We start from the raw sequence: 14,917 nt of genomic DNA, 5'->3' as shown, positions 1-14,917 counted from the left end.
GGAAGGATCGGAAGGACCCGCCCGCGACCGCACGGAGTGAACCATGCTCGACCAGGAGATCCTCCGACAGCTGCGCGACGCGCTCGGAGACGCGGTCCTGACCGAGGGCCCCGGGTTCGAGGCCGTGCACACCGACAAGTCGGGCTTCTCCGCACCGGGTCGCGCGCTCGCGCTCGTCGCTGCGCGCTCGGTCGAGGACGTGCAGGCGGCGCTGCGCATAGCGACGGAGCACCGGCTCCCGGTCGTGCCGCGCGGAGCGGGAACGGGCCTCGCTGCCGGGGGAGTGGCGAGCGGGGGAGCGCTCGTCCTCTCGACCGCCGCGATGGACCGCATCCTCGAGGTGTCGCTCGAGGACGAGCTGGCGGTGGTCGAGCCCGGGGTCATCAATCAGGCGCTGTCGGACGCTGTCGCTCCGCACGGCCTCGTGTTCTCGCCCGACCCCGCGAGCCGCGCGATCTCGAGCATCGGCGGCAACATCGCGACGAACGCCGGGGGGCTGCTGTGCGCCAAGTACGGCGTGACCCGGGAGGCGGTGCTCGGGTTGACGGTCGTCCTCCCCGACGGGCGACTGCTCCGCACCGGCCGCCGCAGCGTGAAGGGAGTCACAGGGTACGACCTCACCGCGCTCCTGACCGGCTCCGAGGGGACGCTGGGCGTCATCGTGGAGGCCACCGTGAAGCTCCGCCCGATCCCGACCGGGCGCGTGGTCACGGTCGGCGCGTACTTCCCGAGCGTCGTCGCCGCGGCCGCCGCCTCCGCCGCGATCACCGCCGCGCGGCTCCGTCCCGCGGTGATGGAGCTGATGGACGAGGCGGCGCTCGCCGCGATCTCGCGCTACACCGGAGCGATGCTGGACCGCGGTGCCGCCTACCTCCTCGTCCAGACGGACGGCGGAGGAGCGGCGGAGGAGTCGCAGCGCGTCCTCGAGATCGTGACCGCCTCCGGGGGCGCCGCCGAGGCGACCGAGGACCCGGCCGAGGGTGAGGCTCTGCTGGCCGTCCGCCGGGCCTTCCACCCGGCGCTCGAGGCGGAGGGCCGCGTGCTGATCGAGGACGTCTGCGTGCCCCGCTCCGCGCTGCCGGCGATGTTCGCGGCGATCCGCGGCATCGAGGAGCGGACGGGGCTCAGCATCCCCACCGTCGCCCACGCGGGGGACGGGAACCTCCACCCGAACTTCGTGCTGCCCGCGGGGGACGGACCCGTGGGGGAGGACGTCTGGGACGCCGCCGCGGAGCTCTTCCGCACGGCCCTGGCCCTCGGCGGCACGCTCACGGGCGAGCACGGCGTGGGACTGCTCAAGCAGCGCTGGCTGGCGGAGGAGCTGGGCGAGGACTCGCTGGCGCTCCAGCGCGGGATCAAGGCCGTGTTCGACCCGCTGGGGATCATGAACCCGGGGAAGGTCTTCTGAGGAGGGCGCCCCGGGCTACAGCAGCTCGGCCGTGATCATCGAGGCGGTGAGCACGATCGTCGCCGCGGACATGAGCCAGTAGAGGACCGTCTCGCGCCAGGACCCGGAGGAGCCCAGGACGGGCAGCGCGGCGTAGCCTCCGGTGGTCCAGACGTGGCGCAGCGGTGTCCGGCGCAGGCGCCGCGGCAGGCGCACGCGCAGCGGCCACAGCCAGTTGATCCCGCCGGTCGTGAGGGCGTCGCCGGCCACGTGCACGAGGTAGCCCAGCGTCGCGGCGACCCGGAGCCACGCCCAGGTGCCGTCGGCGAGCGCGACGAGCAGGACCGTGACGACCGTCGCCCCGGCCCAGGCGATGCGCCAGGAGGGGGCGGCCCGGACGGCCTTCGCGGCGAAGGCGAGGGCGGGCAGCGTGAGCACGGCGGCCACGGCGACGGGGCCGACGACCGGCACCGGGAAGCGCAGCGCCGTGAGCACCGGCACCAGGTACCAGACGACGGCGACCGCGAGCAGCGAGTGCATCCCGTGCCGGTGCCCTCCGCTGATCCGGCCCGCGGTCGCCGTGAGCAGGGAGGCGCCCGGCGCCGAGCGGGAGACGGTCGCGCTCGCGTGGTCCGCGTCGGGCACCAGGGCCCAGCCGGCGGCGACTCCGAGGCCGACCAGTCGGAGGTCGAGCGGGAGACCCGCGAGGCCGAGGGGCCCGGCGACGGCGGGCACGGAGGCGGCGACGGCCCAGGCGAGCGCACCGGAGACGGCGTGCGAGCGGCCCATCATCGCGGGTCGGCTCCTTCGACTGGGCGCTGCGAGGCCGGAGGACGACCGCGGCGGGACGAGAGAACCCCCGGCCGAGTGCGTGAGCACGGACCGGGGGTGAGGGTGGGCGATACCGGACTCGAACCGATGACCTCTTCCGTGTGAAGGAAGCGCGCTACCAACTGCGCCAATCGCCCAGGGGGACGTGCTGGACGACCCGAGAGACGATCGTAGCGGATCCGCGGGGCCCGGATGCACCGCCGACGCCCGCCACGCCCGGGTGAACGGACGGCGACGAGCCGGTTTCGCGCGGAAAGACGCGGATCGGACTCCGAGCGGCGGGATCGGCGTCCGCTCGATTTGGATTCCGGCGCCGCTGTCGTATACATTCTTCTAGGTCGAGCCGGGCAGCGAAAGCGCCGGACAGACAGCAAGACAGCACGACACGCAAGACGGCAACACCAGTACGACCTACATGCGGATGTGGCGCAGCGGTAGCGCATCACCTTGCCAAGGTGAGGGTCGCGAGTTCGAATCTCGTCATCCGCTCGAACACCGGTCCTCGGACCGGCGTCATCGGGACGGCACCCTCGGGTGCCTCCCACCTGGTCGGCCCTCGGGCCGCCGACACCGAATCCCGTACACGGTGGATTGGCCGAGAGGCGAGGCAGCGGCCTGCAAAGCCGTATACACGGGTTCGAATCCCGTATCCACCTCGATCGTTCACCGAACGAGGCGCTCCGCACGGAGCAACGGGCGATTGGCGCAGCGGTAGCGCGCTTCCCTGACACGGAAGAGGTCACTGGTTCGATCCCAGTATCGCCCACCACGAGAACCCCCGGCCCCTGGCCGGGGGTTCTGTCGTTCCCGGCTCCGGCGCTACCCTCGCAGGATGCCCGCCCCGATCCCCGTCGACGACCAGGGCACCCTCCTGCGGCTCGTCTCGCGGGACGACGGACCGGCCCTCGCCGCCGCGTACCGGCGCAACCGCCGGCACCTCGCGCCCTGGGAGCCGACGCGCTCGACCCGCTTCTTCGAGGCGGGGGGCCAGACCGACGCCGTCGCGGACGCGCTCGCCGCGCACCGGGCCGGCAGCGTCCTCCCGCTCGTCCTCGACGCGGGCGGCGTGATCGTCGGTCGGCTGACTCTCGCGAACATCGTCCGCGGCGCCTTCGACAGCGGCGATCTCGGCTACTGGCTCGACAGCGGTCTGCAGGGCCGCGGCGTGATGACCCGCGCGGTCGGAGCCGTCCTGCGCACCGCGCGTGAGGATCTGGGGCTGCACCGCGTGCAGGCCGGGACGCTCCTCCACAACGTCGGATCGCAGACCGTGCTGCAGCGCAACGGCTTCGAGCGGATCGGCGTCGCGCGGCGCTACCTGCGGATCGCCGGGGAGTGGCAGGACCACGTCCTCTTCCAGGCGCTGCTCGAGGGCGGCCCGCTCCAGCCTCCGCCGACTCCGCTCGTCTAGGGTGAGCGGCGCCGGCCTTCTCCCGGCGCTCCGAGCGGGAGGGACGCGCCCATGACCACGCGGCACATCGGCGGACGAGAGTTCGACTTCGAGCGGCAGGTGGCCGTGATGGCGGTCGTGAACCGCACACCCGACTCCTTCTACGACAAGGGCTCCACCTTCGCCCTGGACAGCGCCATCGCGGCCGCCGTGCGCGCTGCGGAGCTCGGCGCCGACTGGGTCGACATCGGCGGAGTGCCGTTCGGCCGCGGCCCCGCTGTCACGCTCCAGGAGGAGCTCGACCGGGTCGTCCCCGTCGTGGCGGGCATCGCGGAGCGGAGCGACGTGGTCGTCTCGGTGGACACGACGAGCGCCGAGGTCGCGCGCGCGAGCATCGCCGCGGGCGCCTCCGTCATCAACGACACGAGCGGGCTGCACGACCCCCGGATGCTCGAGGTCGTCGCCTCCTCCTCCGCTCAGCTCGTCATCACCCACAGCGTGGGCGCCCCCCGCAGCGAGCCGGAGAGACCCGAGTACGACGACGTCGTGGCGACAGTGGTCGACCATCTGCGGAGCCGCGTCGATCGCGCGCTCTCGGGTGGAGTGCCTGCCGGGAGGATCATCGTCGATCCGGGTCACGACCTGAACAAGAACACCGTGCACACGCTCGAGCTCACCCGCCGGCTGGGCGAGGTGGCCGCGCTCGGCTTCCCGGTGCTCGCCGCGGTGTCCAACAAGGACTTCATCGGCGAGGCGCTGGACCGGCCGCAGGGGGAGCGCCTCGAGGGCTCCCTCGCCGCCGCGGTGATCTGCATCCTGAACGGTGCGCGGATCGTGCGCATGCACGACGTGCGCCAGGCGGTGGACGCCGTGCGGATGACGGAGGCGGTGCTGGGCTGGCGGGCGCCCGTCTTCCTCCGCCACAACGTGGAGCCGGCGGCGTGAGCGCCCGCATCGACGGCCTGTCGCAGGCCGGGCAGGACCTGTCCGACGAGGCTCTGCTGGCCCTCTACGCGGACGGGGCGGGCGAGGAGTGGCTCCGGGTCAACTTCGTCGCGAGCGTCGACGGCGCGGTCACCCGTGACGGCGTCTCGGGCGATCTCGGGGGCGCGGCGGACCTGCGCGTGTTCGACCTGCTCCGCCGGCTCGCCGACGTCGTGCTCGTCGCGGCCGGCACGGTGCGGACCGAGGGCTACGGCCCGATGGTGCTGAGCGACGAGTCCGTGCGGTCCCGGCTCGGCACCGGGCTCGCCCCGCAGCCCGTCTTCGCGATCGTCTCGGGGTCGCTCGACCTCGATCCCGACTCGCGGATCTTCACCGAGGCGCCGGTGCGCCCGATCGTCGTGACCACCGGCTCCTCGCCGGCCCGCCGCCGCGCGGAGCTCGCCGAGGTCGCCGACGTGCTCGTCTGCGGCGACGCAGAGCTCGACGCGACGCGGATGCGGGCGCAGCTCGCGGAGCGGGGGCTCGGCAGGATCCACTGCGAGGGCGGTCCGTCGCTGCTCGGGACCCTCCTCGCCGCGGACGCCGTCGACGAGCTCTGCCTGACCGTCGCTCCGACGCTCGAGGCGGGGGACTCCGGGAGGCTCGCCCGCGGCGACGTCCCCGGACCGCGCCCGCAGCACCTGGCGCACGTGCTCAGCGCCGGCGACACGCTGCTCCTGCGCTACCTCCGCCGGCGCTGACCCGCGCTACTCGTGGCGCCGCTCGTTCCCGTCGCGCTTGGCCTCGGAGGCCGGACGGGCGGCGATCACGGGGTGGGCGCCGGTGAAGCCGTCACGGGCGGACGCGATCGCCAGGATGCGCGGCTTCGCGACGTGCCAGCCCACGATCAGGGCGGGCACGCCGACCACCGCGACGATCCCCACGGTCCAGGTGCCGGTCGGGAAGTCGACGGCGATGAGGACCACCACGATCACCAGGAACGCCAGGGTGAGCCACGAGGTCACCGGGGCGCCGGGCATCCGGAAGGACGGGCGCTCCAGGCGCCCCTGGGCCGCCCAGCGCTGCAGCTGCATCTGGCAGAGGACGATCATGCCCCAGCCCGTGACGATGCCCAGCGCCGAGACGTTGAGGACGATCTCGAAGGCCTCGGACGGCACGAAGAGGTTCAGCACGATCCCGATCAGGGTGATGCTCGCCGTGAGCAGGATGCCGCCGTAGGGGACGCCCTGCTTGTTCATCCGGCCGGTGAAGGCGGGGGCGGAGCCGTTGAGCGCCATGGAGCGGAGGATGCGGCCGGTCGAGTAGAGCCCGGCGTTGATGCTGGAGAGCGCGGCCGTCAGCACGACGAAGTTCATGATCGATCCGGCGATCTCGCCCGAGGAGCCGTCGCCCAGCGAGCTGAAGAACGTGACGAACGGGCTCTCGCCCTTCGAGTAGGCCGTGTAGGGCAGCAGCAGCGTCAGCAGCAGCACCGAGCCGACGTAGAAGACGGCGATGCGCAGGATGACCGAGTTGATGGCGCGCGGGATGACCTTCGCCGGCTCCGCGGTCTCGCCCGCCGCCGTGCCGACCAGCTCGACTCCGGAGTAGGCGAACACCACGCCCTGGACGACCAGGACGCTGGCGATCAGGCCGCCGGGCAGGATGCCGCCGTTGTCGTTCCAGAGGCTGATCCCGGGGTCCACGGAGACGCCGCCGGACTGCAGCGGCCAGCCCGCGGCGAGCACGACGACGCCGATCACCAGGAAGACCACCAGCGCCGTGACCTTGATGAGCGCGAACCAGAACTCCAGCTCCCCGAAGACCTTGACCGAGACGAGGTTCAGCGAGAGCACGACGACCAGGGCGATGAGTGCGAGGAGCCACTGGGGCACGGAGGAGAAGAGCGACCAGTACTTCACGTACAGGGCCACCGCGGTGACGTCGGCGATCGCGGTCATCGCCCAGTTCAGGAAGTACATCCATCCGGCGACGAAGGCGGCCTTCTCGCCCAGGAACTCGCGGGCGTAGGAGATGAAGGAGCCCGAGCTCGGCCGGTGCAGGACCAGCTCGCCGAGCGCGCGGAGGATCAGGTAGGCGAAGACGCCGCAGACCGCGTACACGACGACGAGCGAGGGACCGGCGGTGGCGAGTCGGCCGCCCGCGCCGAGGAAGAGGCCGGTGCCGATCGCGCCGCCGATGGCGATCATCTGCAGCTGCCGGGGCTTGAGCCCGGGACGGTAGCCCTCCTGCTCCTTCGAGAAGTCGGGCTGCACGGGCCCGCGGTCGTCGTCGCTCTGCGTCACGGGGGCTCCCTCGTCACCGGATCGCGCCGGGCGGCTGCTCCGGCACGCCCGTCAGGGTAAGGGCGCGCTGCTCGGAGGAGGCGGGTGGCGCGGTCCGCGGCATGCGGATCCTCTCAGGATCGGGGCGCCTACCCTGAGGGCATGAGCGGTCCGGACCTCGCACGGCAGTCCTCGCTCGAGGGCGTCCGGATCCCGTCGCCGGCGAGGCGCCTGAACGGCGGCACCGATCCGGCGCTCGTCTGGCGCAACGAGCTCGACGGGCTGACCTTCCGCGTGGACGCCGGGTACCTGAAGTGGAATCCCCGGTCCACGGGCGTCGACCTCCGTCGCGAGATCGCGCGTCTGCGCTGGCTGGAGGGGCGGATCGACGCGCCCCGGATCCTGGAGGCGGGCGAGGACGAGGAGGGGCAGTGGCTCCTCACCGCACCGCTGGCCGGGCGGAGCGCCGTCGACCCGGAGTGGACAGCCCGGCCGGAGGAGGCCGTCCGCGCGATCGCGGCCGGCCTGCGGGCGGTCCACGCGCTCCCCGTCGACGCGGTGCCCGAGGAGCTGCGCGACGACTCCTGGTTCGCGCGCCGGCCGTCGGCGCTCGGCGCGGCTCCGGAGCTCGTGGACCCCGTCGTGGTGCACGGCGACGCGTGCGCTCCGAACACGCTCGTCGACGACGACGGACGCTGGAGCGGCACGGTCGACGTCGGCGACCTGGGCGTGGGCGACCGCTGGGCGGATCTGGCGGTCGCCGCCGTCAGCCTCGGCTGGAACTACGGCCCCGGCCACACCCCGCTGCTCCTCGCGGAGTACGGAGCGGATCCGGACGACGAGCGCGCGGCCTACTACCGCGCGCTCTGGTCGTCCGAGTCCTGAGTCACTTCTTCTTCGCGGCCTCGTCGTCCTGGGCCGTGCCCTCGTCGCTGCGGTTCTCGCTCGCCAGCCGCAGCCAGCGCCCGTCGCGGACGTCCTTCTCGTGCACTGCCGCCTTCTTGTCGCTCGCGGCGGTGTCGCGCGGGGGGAGCTGGATGGTCTCCTCCGCCTCGATGCCCGCCTGCAGCTCGCGTCCGCGCTCGAGCTCGGCGTCGAACTCCGCGCCGAAGAGCAGGGCGATGTTGGTGATCCAGATCCAGAGGAGGAAGACGATCACCGCGCCGAGCGAGCCGTAGGTCTTGTTGTAGTTGGAGAAGTTGGCCACGTAGAACGCGAAGCCGGTCGAGGCGATCAGCCAGATCGCCAGGGCGACGATCGATCCGATGCTGATCCAGCGGAACTTCGGCTGGCGGATGTTGGGCGCCCAGTAGTACAGGGTCGCGACGATCACGATCGCGATGACCACGAGCACCGGCCATTTCGCGATGTTCCACACGGTGAGGGCGGCGGGCCCGAGGCCCACGACGTCGCCGACGGCGGTCGCGACCGGTCCGCTGAGCACCAGGATGAGCGCCGCGATCACGATCAGGACGACCGTCACCACGGTCACGCCGAGCATCGTCGGGCGGAGCTTCCAGAAGGGGCGCCCCTCGTCGATCTGGTAGACGCGGTTCATCGCGCGGCCGAAGGCGCCGACGTAGCCGGAGGCGGACCAGATCGCTCCGACGACACCGGTCACGAAGGCGAGACCCGCGGCGGAGGAGCTGGTCAGCGCCTGGATCGGGTCGCGCAGCAGGTCGACGACCTCGCTCGACGCGAGGTTCCCGATCAGGTCGAGCACCAGATCAGTGGTGGCCTGCGCCTGGCCGAAGAGCCCCAGCACCGACACGATCGCGAGCAGGGCGGGGAAGAGCGCGAGCACGGCGTAGTAGGTGAGCGCGGCGGCGAGGTCGGTGCACTGGTCCGCGCCGAATTCGCGGGCCGTCTTCTTGAGGACGTAGAACCAGGAGCGCTTGGTGATGTCGGTGACGTCGTCGGGCTTCCGGGAATCGTCGGGATCGGGCGCTGTCTTCTCGCGGGTAGTGCTCTGCTCGGCCATGCGGACACGCTACGGGGCCGACAGTCGTCGGACGGCCCCCTTGACGGCGCGGCCGGTCGTGTCGCGGGTCAGGCCCGGCGCTGGCGCGCGGCGGCGAGGGTGCCGAAGAGGAGGAAGGAGCAGGTCGCGGCGAGGACGGTCAGCAGGGGAGCCTCCCAGCCGCCGCTCGCGTCGTGCGCGAACCCGATGACGGTCGGGGCGGTGGCGGCCACGGCGTAGCCGATCCCCTGCACCGTGGCCGAGAGCCGCGACGCGTGGGCGTCGGAGCGGGAGAGCCGCACGACGAGCACGAAGACCACCGTGAATCCTCCGCCCTGGGCCGTGCCGCCCAGCACGCACCAGAGCGCCCAGAGCTGCGGCGCGAGCAGCAGCCCCGCCGGCACCGTGCACCAGAGGAGGCCGACGAGCACGATGCCCCCCAGGGGTCCGAGCCTCCGGACCAGGAGCGGGACGCCGAGGGCGCCGGCGACCGCGGCGAGCTGGAACACCGAGGCGCTCGCGCCCGCGGTCGCGATCGAGAAGCCGTTGCGGTCGACGAGCAGCGAGGGGAGCCACGCCGTCACTCCGTAGTACGAGAACGCCTGGCTCGAGAAGCAGAGCGCGAGCGCCAGCACGGTCGCGCTGCGGAAGATCCGCGGAGCCGGTGCGGCCGGTGCGCGGTCGGCGCGGGCCGGGCGGGGAGTCGGACGCAGGGCCGCCCGAGGCCCCACGGCCACGAGCCAGCCGGCCAGAGCGAGGGCGTTGAGGGCGAGCCAGACGAGCAGGGCGCCGCGCCAGCCGAGGGCTAGAGCGAGCGGAGCGGTGCCGAGCGAGGTGATCGTCGAGCCGATGTTGAGGGCTGCGGTGTAGACGCCCGTCGTGAGGTCGACGCGCTCGGGAGCGACGTCCCGCCGGATCACGACGGGGAGGACGACGTTGCCGATCGTGATGGAGACGCCGATCAGGACGGTGCCCGCCACGGCCGGTCCCACGTCGCCGATCGATCGGACGATCGTGCCGAGCGCGACGCCGATCACCGTGACGGTCACGGCGGCGTCGGGTCCCGCGCGGCGGATCACCAGGAGGGCGAGCGGAGTCGCCAGGGCGAAGCAGAGCACGGGGATGCTGGTGAGGATCCCCGCCTGGCCCGCGGACAGCGCGAGGTCCTCGCGCACCGCGTCGATGATGGGCGCGACGGCGACGATCGGACCGCGCAGGACCAGCACGACCAGGGCGACCGCCACGACGAGGAGCCAGGGAGCGCTCCGGCGCGCGGTCATCGGGGCGTCGAGGGCCGCGGCACCCCGGTCAGCCGGTCAGGCCGGGGACCCCGGCCGAGAGGTTGCCGACGATGGTGAAGACGCCCGACACCAGACCGAGGATCCCGGTGACGAGTCCGGCCGTCGCGAGCCCGCGACCGCCTCCGACGAGCGGTGCGGCCGCCCGGCCCTTCGCCGAGAAGACGATGGCGAGGATCGAGGGGATCAGCAGCGGATTGATCAGCAGGCTCAGGACGCCGAGCACGAGGCTCGCGATCGCCATGGGGTTGCGGCCCGCCGCGGAGGACGGGGCGGACGGATAGGCGTACAGCTCCTGCTCCGGAGCGCCCGGGGGCGTGCCGTAGGCGGGAGCGGGCGCCGAGGAGGACGGACGGGACCGGTCCGTCCACGCCGCGCCGTCCCAGTAGAGCTCCGAGCCGAGGTCGGCCGGGTGCGGGTACCACCCGGGCGCGGGCAGCGGAGCGGAGTCGTCGGGCATGGGGCGAGTCTAGAGCGGCGCCGATCAGCTCTTGGGCTGCTCGAAGCCGAGCGCGTTCCCGTCGGGATCGAGGATCCAGGCCGCCCAGACGCTGCCGCGGTCGGCCACGCCGTTCTCGGTGCGCAGCTCGTCGCTGTCGTAGTCCTCCGGAGCCACGCCCCGAGTCGCCAGCGCGTCCAGCTCGGCGCGCAGGTCGGCCACCCGCCAGGCGGCCTTGGTCTGCTCGTCCTTCGAGCCCGTGGTGCTGGCGGTGACGGTGAGCCGCGTGCCGCCGCAGGAGTAGGCGATCGCCGACTCGCTCTCCTCGAGGACCTCCAGTCCCAGGGAGCCGGCGTAGAAGGCGCGGGAGGCGGCGAGGTCGCGGGAGAGCAGAACGGGGCCGATGGGGGAGTCGGAGAGCACGGTGAGTCCTTTCGTCGGTGGGCCTCCAGTCGACGCCCGCTGCGTTCCGGCGCGGAAGGGGTTGCCACCGGGTCGGCCGGAGGGGGCTGGCGCGGCAGAATGGCCTCGGCCGTGCCCGCCGCGCGGCCGGGAGGAGCCCTCATGAGCTGGACCATCGACGAGGTGGCGTGGACCCACCCGGACGCCGAGCGTCTGCGCGACGCGCAGCGGCGCGAGCTCGACGAGCGCTACGGCAACGACGACCACGAGCCCGGTACGCCGCCCTCGGCCGACGACGTGCCCGTCTTCCTCGTCGCCCGCGACGCGAGCGGCACGGCGGTGGCCTGCGGCGGACTGCGGCCTCTCGACGACGACGTCCTCGGACCGGGGGCGATCGAGGTGAAGCGGATGTTCGCCGACCCCGCCGCCCGCGGCACCGGAGCGGCCACGGCCGTCCTGCGCGCGCTCGAGGCGCGGGCGGCCGCTCTGGGCACGACGCGCCTGGTGCTGGAGACCGGGACGCTCCAGCCCGACGCGATGCGGTTCTACCTCCGGGAGGGCTACCACGCCATCCCGCCGTTCGGCGCCTACATCGGGTCCGAGCACTCGGTCTGCTACGCCCGCGATCTCGCTCCCGGCGCCTGAGCGTCAGCGGCGCAGGGTCTCCACCGGGTACTCGCCGAAGCGGCGGTGGTACGCCCCCGAGAAGCGGCCCTGGTTGAGGAAGCCCCAGCGCGCGGAGACGGCGCGCACGGTCTCCTCGCCCGGAGCGGCCTCGCGAAGCTCGACGCGCGCCCGGTCGAGACGCACGCCGCGCAGGTAGCCGAGCGGAGTGTCGCCGAAGTGCCTCCGGAACGCGGCCTGCAGCGCCCGCGGAGTGAGCCCCGCCGCTGCCGCGATGTCGGACACGGTGACGGGTGATGCGGCGAACGCGTGCAGGAACTCGGCGGCCCGCAGCAGGTGCTCGAGCCCCGGCCGCAGCACCTGCGGCGGGACGACGACCGGCCGGTGCGCGAAGGTCGCGAGCAGGTGCAGAGCGACGCCGCGCTCCGCCGCCACGAGCTGCAGCGCGGTCGCCTCGCGGCCCGACCGCAGGACGCCCGCGAAGTCGTCGACCGCCCGCCACCAGCCCGGGAGTGCCGACAGGGAGGCGATCGAGCGGTGGTCGAAGACGAGCGGCAGCGGCACGCCGTCGCCGGCCTCGGACGCGACCTGCTCGAGGAGGCCGGCGGCCACGTGCACGAGCCGCTGCTGGAAGTCGCGGCTGACGAACTCGAACGGACGCGCGCTGGGGAACACGACCGGCCGCCCCGGCAGGTGGACGATCCGATCGCCCTCCGGGTCCACCACGCTCGTGCCGGAGAGGAACCACGAGACGACGTACTCGCCCTCCGGACGCAGCCCCCCGGACACGGAGCCCCGGAACACCGACGTCCGCAGGCTCACGCCCTCGCTCCCGGAGACGTCGTAGCGGAAGGAGAAGGGCCGCTCGACCGTCTCCGTCCGGAATCCCGACCCGCCGTAGCCGTCCGAGTAGAAGCGCCGCGCCTCGTCCAGGTCGGCCCCGGAGCGCGTGAAGCGCTGCAGCGCAGGACCGGCACCCATCTGACCAGGATGACACCTGGACGGATTGCGCACCGGTCGCCGCCGCGCCCCTCTCCGGGGCACGTCCTGTCGGCAGGGTGACGGGGTCGGACGACACGGACGGAGACGCATGGAGATCAGCGCACGCAGACTCGCGGCACGCGACGCGGTGGCCGTCGTCGCCGTGCTCGCCGCACTCGAGGGGGCGCTCGCCGTGGACTCCCTGCCGTCCGGCCTGGAGGAGGTCCTCCTGCACCAGCTCGAGCGCAGCTCGCTCGTGCTCCCCCGCGCCGACCGGGACGAGTTCGCCTCCGCTCTGCGCGCGCTCGGCGTCCGCGTGCTCGACGCGCTCGGGTAGAGGCCGCCGCCGACTACAGTCGAGGGGTCAACCGAGCCCGAGGAGTGCCCGCACGTGTCGAACGAACCGTCGAATCCCGCAGAGAACGAGTCCCACTCGGTCGTCACCGAGGCGGGCACGGGATTCACGCACTTCACCGACCGGGCCGTGGTCGCGATCCGCGTCAACGGGGAGCTCAAGGACCTCGCCGCCGACGTCGTGCCGGGCGACCGCATCGAGCCGGTGCTCATCTCCTCGCCGGACGGGCTGAACATCCTCCGCCACTCCGCGGCCCACGTGCTCGCGCAGGCGGTGCAGCAGATCAACCCGGAGGCGAAGCTGGGCATCGGCCCGCCCGTCACCGACGGCTTCTACTACGACTTCGACGTCGAGGAGCCCTTCACGCCCGAGGCGATGAAGGCGCTCGAGAAGGCGATGGACCGCATCGTCCGCCAGGGCCAGCGGTTCGTGCGCCGCGTCGTCTCCGAGGAGGAGGCGCGCGCCGAGCTCGCCGGCGAGCCCTACAAGCTCGAGCTGATCGGGATCAAGGGAGGGGGAGCCGAGGACGAGAGCGTCGAGGTCGGCGGCGCCGAGCTCACCATCTACGACAACGTCGACCCGCGTTCCGGCGAGACGGTCTGGAAGGACCTCTGCCGCGGTCCGCATCTGCCCAACACCCGCATGATCGGCAACGGCTACGCCCTGACCCGCAACGCTGCCGCCTACTGGCGCGGCTCGGAGAAGAACCCGCAGCTGCAGCGCGTCTACGGCACCGCGTGGCCCACGAAGGACGAGCTGCGCGAGCACCAGGCCCGCCTCGAGGAGGCGGCGCGCCGCGACCACCGCAAGCTCGGCCACGAGCTCGACCTGTTCTCCTTCCCGGACGAGATCGGCTCCGGCCTCGCGGTCTTCCACCCCAAGGGCGGGATCATCCGCTACGAGATCGAGCAGTACATGCGCGAGCAGCTGCTCGCCCACGACTACGAGCTCGTCTACACGCCGCACATCACCAAGGGCGACCTGTTCCTCACGAGCGGGCACCTGCAGTGGTACTCCGAGGGGATGTTCCCCCCGATGCACCTCGACGAGCTGCAGGACGAGGACGGCAACGTCACCCGCCAGGGCCAGGACTACTACCTCAAGCCCATGAACTGCCCGTTCCACAACCTGATCTTCCGCTCGCGCGGCCGCAGCTACCGCGAGCTCCCGCTGCGCCTGGCCGAGTTCGGCACCGTGTACCGCTACGAGAAGAGCGGCACCCTGCAGGGCCTCACCCGCGTGCGCGGCCTGACCCAGGACGACGCCCACATCTACGTCGCGCAGGAGGACGTGTCGGCCGAGCTGACCCGCAACCTCGAGTTCGTGCTGCAGGTGCTGCGCGACTACGGCCTCGACGACTTCTACCTCGAGCTGTCCACGAACGAGGAGGGCAACCCGAAGTTCGTCGGTGCGCCCGAGCAGTGGGAGGAAGCGATCGAGTCGCTGCGCGCGGTCGCCGTCGCCTCCGGTCTCGAGCTGGTGCCGGATCCGGGAGGAGCGGCGTTCTACGGTCCGAAGATCTCGGTGCAGGCGCGCGACGCCATCGGCCGCACCTGGCAGATGTCGACCATCCAGCTCGACTTCAACCAGCCCGAGCGCTTCGAGCTCGAGTACACGGCCTCGGACGGCTCGAAGAAGCGGCCCGTGATGATCCACCGCGCGCTCTTCGGCTCCATCGAGCGCTTCTTCGCGATCCTCACCGAGCACTACGCCGGGGCGTTCCCGGTCTGGCTGTCGCCGGTCCAGGTCGTGGGCATCCCGATCGCCGACGAGTACCTGCCCTACCTCGAGGAGGTCGTCGGCGAGCTCAAGCGGTCGGGCATCCGCGCCGAGATCGACTACTCCAGCGACCGGATGCAGAAGAAGATCCGCAACGCCACGCTGCAGAAGGTGCCCTTCCAGATGATCGTGGGGGAGAAGGACCGCGACGCCGGAGCCGTCAGCTTCCGCTTCCGCGACGGCACGCAGGAGAACGGGATCCCGGTCGCCGACGCCGTCGCGCGCATCCGCGAGGCCGTCGCCTCGAAGGCGCAGGTCTGAG

General features: G+C 72.6%; 15 protein-coding genes and 4 tRNA genes. 11 read left to right on the top strand and 8 right to left on the bottom strand.

The window, feature by feature from the left end:
• The first annotated feature begins 43 nt into the window (after positions 1 to 43).
• Positions 44 to 1,408 (top strand): FAD-binding oxidoreductase, encoded by a 1,365-nt coding sequence (locus tag C5C55_RS06525; protein ID WP_104233332.1) that lies wholly within the window; start codon positions 44 to 46, stop codon positions 1,406 to 1,408.
• Positions 1,409 to 1,423: 15 nt separating this feature from the next.
• Here C5C55_RS06525 and C5C55_RS06520 read toward each other — a convergent pair whose 3' ends face one another.
• Positions 1,424 to 2,179: a metal-dependent hydrolase gene (locus tag C5C55_RS06520; RefSeq protein WP_104233331.1), complete on the bottom strand. Its 756-nt coding sequence runs from the start codon at positions 2,177 to 2,179 to the stop codon at positions 1,424 to 1,426.
• A gap of 103 nt (positions 2,180 to 2,282) precedes the next feature.
• Positions 2,283 to 2,355 (bottom strand) — tRNA-Val (locus C5C55_RS06515).
• Between the two features lie 280 nt (positions 2,356 to 2,635).
• Here C5C55_RS06515 and C5C55_RS06510 point away from each other — a divergent pair.
• The 6 genes from C5C55_RS06510 (at position 2,636) to C5C55_RS06485 (ending at position 5,293) form a co-directional block, all read left to right on the top strand.
• Positions 2,636 to 2,707: transfer RNA gene (locus tag C5C55_RS06510), tRNA-Gly, on the top strand.
• 96 nt (positions 2,708 to 2,803) lie between these two features.
• Positions 2,804 to 2,874 (top strand) — tRNA-Cys (locus C5C55_RS06505).
• Between the two features lie 38 nt (positions 2,875 to 2,912).
• Positions 2,913 to 2,987: transfer RNA gene (locus C5C55_RS06500), tRNA-Val, on the top strand.
• A 63-nt stretch (positions 2,988 to 3,050) separates the two neighbouring features.
• Positions 3,051 to 3,629, top strand: a complete 579-nt coding sequence (locus C5C55_RS06495) for a GNAT family N-acetyltransferase (protein ID WP_104225349.1) — start codon at positions 3,051 to 3,053, stop codon at positions 3,627 to 3,629.
• 51 nt (positions 3,630 to 3,680) lie between these two features.
• Entirely contained in the window at positions 3,681 to 4,553 is an 873-nt protein-coding gene (folP, locus tag C5C55_RS06490) for a dihydropteroate synthase (RefSeq protein WP_104233330.1), read from the top strand.
• Positions 4,550 to 5,293 carry a pyrimidine reductase family protein gene (locus C5C55_RS06485; RefSeq protein WP_104233329.1) on the top strand — a complete coding sequence of 248 codons (744 nt, stop codon included), beginning with the start codon at positions 4,550 to 4,552 and terminating at the stop codon, positions 5,291 to 5,293. Before folP ends, C5C55_RS06485 begins: the two co-directional genes overlap by 4 nt.
• 6 nt (positions 5,294 to 5,299) lie before the next feature.
• Here the strand turns inward: C5C55_RS06485 and C5C55_RS06480 are convergent, their stop codons facing one another.
• Positions 5,300 to 6,838 (bottom strand): amino acid permease, encoded by a 1,539-nt coding sequence (locus C5C55_RS06480; RefSeq protein WP_258065186.1) that lies wholly within the window; start codon positions 6,836 to 6,838, stop codon positions 5,300 to 5,302.
• 141 nt (positions 6,839 to 6,979) lie between these two features.
• Between C5C55_RS06480 and C5C55_RS06475 the strand changes: the two genes are divergently transcribed.
• The gene (locus tag C5C55_RS06475; RefSeq protein WP_104233328.1) at positions 6,980 to 7,702 is read left to right on the top strand and encodes an aminoglycoside 3'-phosphotransferase; all 723 of its coding nucleotides are present in this window, start codon (positions 6,980 to 6,982) and stop codon (positions 7,700 to 7,702) included.
• A gap of 1 nt (position 7,703) precedes the next feature.
• On the opposite strand, the gene C5C55_RS06470 is transcribed toward C5C55_RS06475, so the two are convergent.
• From C5C55_RS06470 to C5C55_RS16510, 4 genes are all read right to left on the bottom strand, one after another.
• Positions 7,704 to 8,798: a YihY/virulence factor BrkB family protein gene (locus C5C55_RS06470; RefSeq protein ID WP_104233327.1), complete on the bottom strand. Its 1,095-nt coding sequence runs from the start codon at positions 8,796 to 8,798 to the stop codon at positions 7,704 to 7,706.
• 68 nt (positions 8,799 to 8,866) lie between these two features.
• The gene (locus C5C55_RS06465) at positions 8,867 to 10,057 is read right to left on the bottom strand and encodes a CynX/NimT family MFS transporter (RefSeq protein ID WP_104233326.1); all 1,191 of its coding nucleotides are present in this window, start codon (positions 10,055 to 10,057) and stop codon (positions 8,867 to 8,869) included.
• Positions 10,058 to 10,085: 28 nt separating this feature from the next.
• Positions 10,086 to 10,535: a DUF2510 domain-containing protein gene (locus C5C55_RS06460; protein ID WP_104224633.1), complete on the bottom strand. Its 450-nt coding sequence runs from the start codon at positions 10,533 to 10,535 to the stop codon at positions 10,086 to 10,088.
• A 24-nt stretch (positions 10,536 to 10,559) separates the two neighbouring features.
• Positions 10,560 to 10,937: a VOC family protein gene (locus C5C55_RS16510; protein WP_104233325.1), complete on the bottom strand. Its 378-nt coding sequence runs from the start codon at positions 10,935 to 10,937 to the stop codon at positions 10,560 to 10,562.
• A gap of 141 nt (positions 10,938 to 11,078) precedes the next feature.
• Here C5C55_RS16510 and C5C55_RS06450 point away from each other — a divergent pair, with 141 nt between their 5' ends.
• Positions 11,079 to 11,561 (top strand): GNAT family N-acetyltransferase, encoded by a 483-nt coding sequence (locus C5C55_RS06450; protein ID WP_104233324.1) that lies wholly within the window; start codon positions 11,079 to 11,081, stop codon positions 11,559 to 11,561.
• 3 nt (positions 11,562 to 11,564) lie between these two features.
• Here C5C55_RS06450 and C5C55_RS16720 read toward each other — a convergent pair whose 3' ends face one another.
• Positions 11,565 to 12,521 carry an AraC family transcriptional regulator gene (locus C5C55_RS16720; RefSeq protein ID WP_219812336.1) on the bottom strand — a complete coding sequence of 319 codons (957 nt, stop codon included), beginning with the start codon at positions 12,519 to 12,521 and terminating at the stop codon, positions 11,565 to 11,567.
• A gap of 109 nt (positions 12,522 to 12,630) precedes the next feature.
• Here C5C55_RS16720 and C5C55_RS06440 point away from each other — a divergent pair, with 109 nt between their 5' ends.
• Positions 12,631 to 12,858 carry a hypothetical protein gene (locus C5C55_RS06440; RefSeq protein ID WP_104233323.1) on the top strand — a complete coding sequence of 76 codons (228 nt, stop codon included), beginning with the start codon at positions 12,631 to 12,633 and terminating at the stop codon, positions 12,856 to 12,858.
• Between the two features lie 147 nt (positions 12,859 to 13,005).
• Positions 13,006 to 14,916, top strand: coding sequence for a threonine--tRNA ligase (gene thrS / locus C5C55_RS06435; protein ID WP_244230674.1), 1,911 nt, complete (start codon positions 13,006 to 13,008; stop codon positions 14,914 to 14,916).
• The last annotated feature ends 1 nt before the right edge of the window (position 14,917 follow it).

The sequence above is a fragment of the Rathayibacter sp. AY1C2 genome, assembly GCF_002931195.1.
GTDB lineage: Bacteria > Actinomycetota > Actinomycetes > Actinomycetales > Microbacteriaceae > Rathayibacter.
This window is presented reverse-complemented; position numbering and strand designations above follow the sequence as displayed.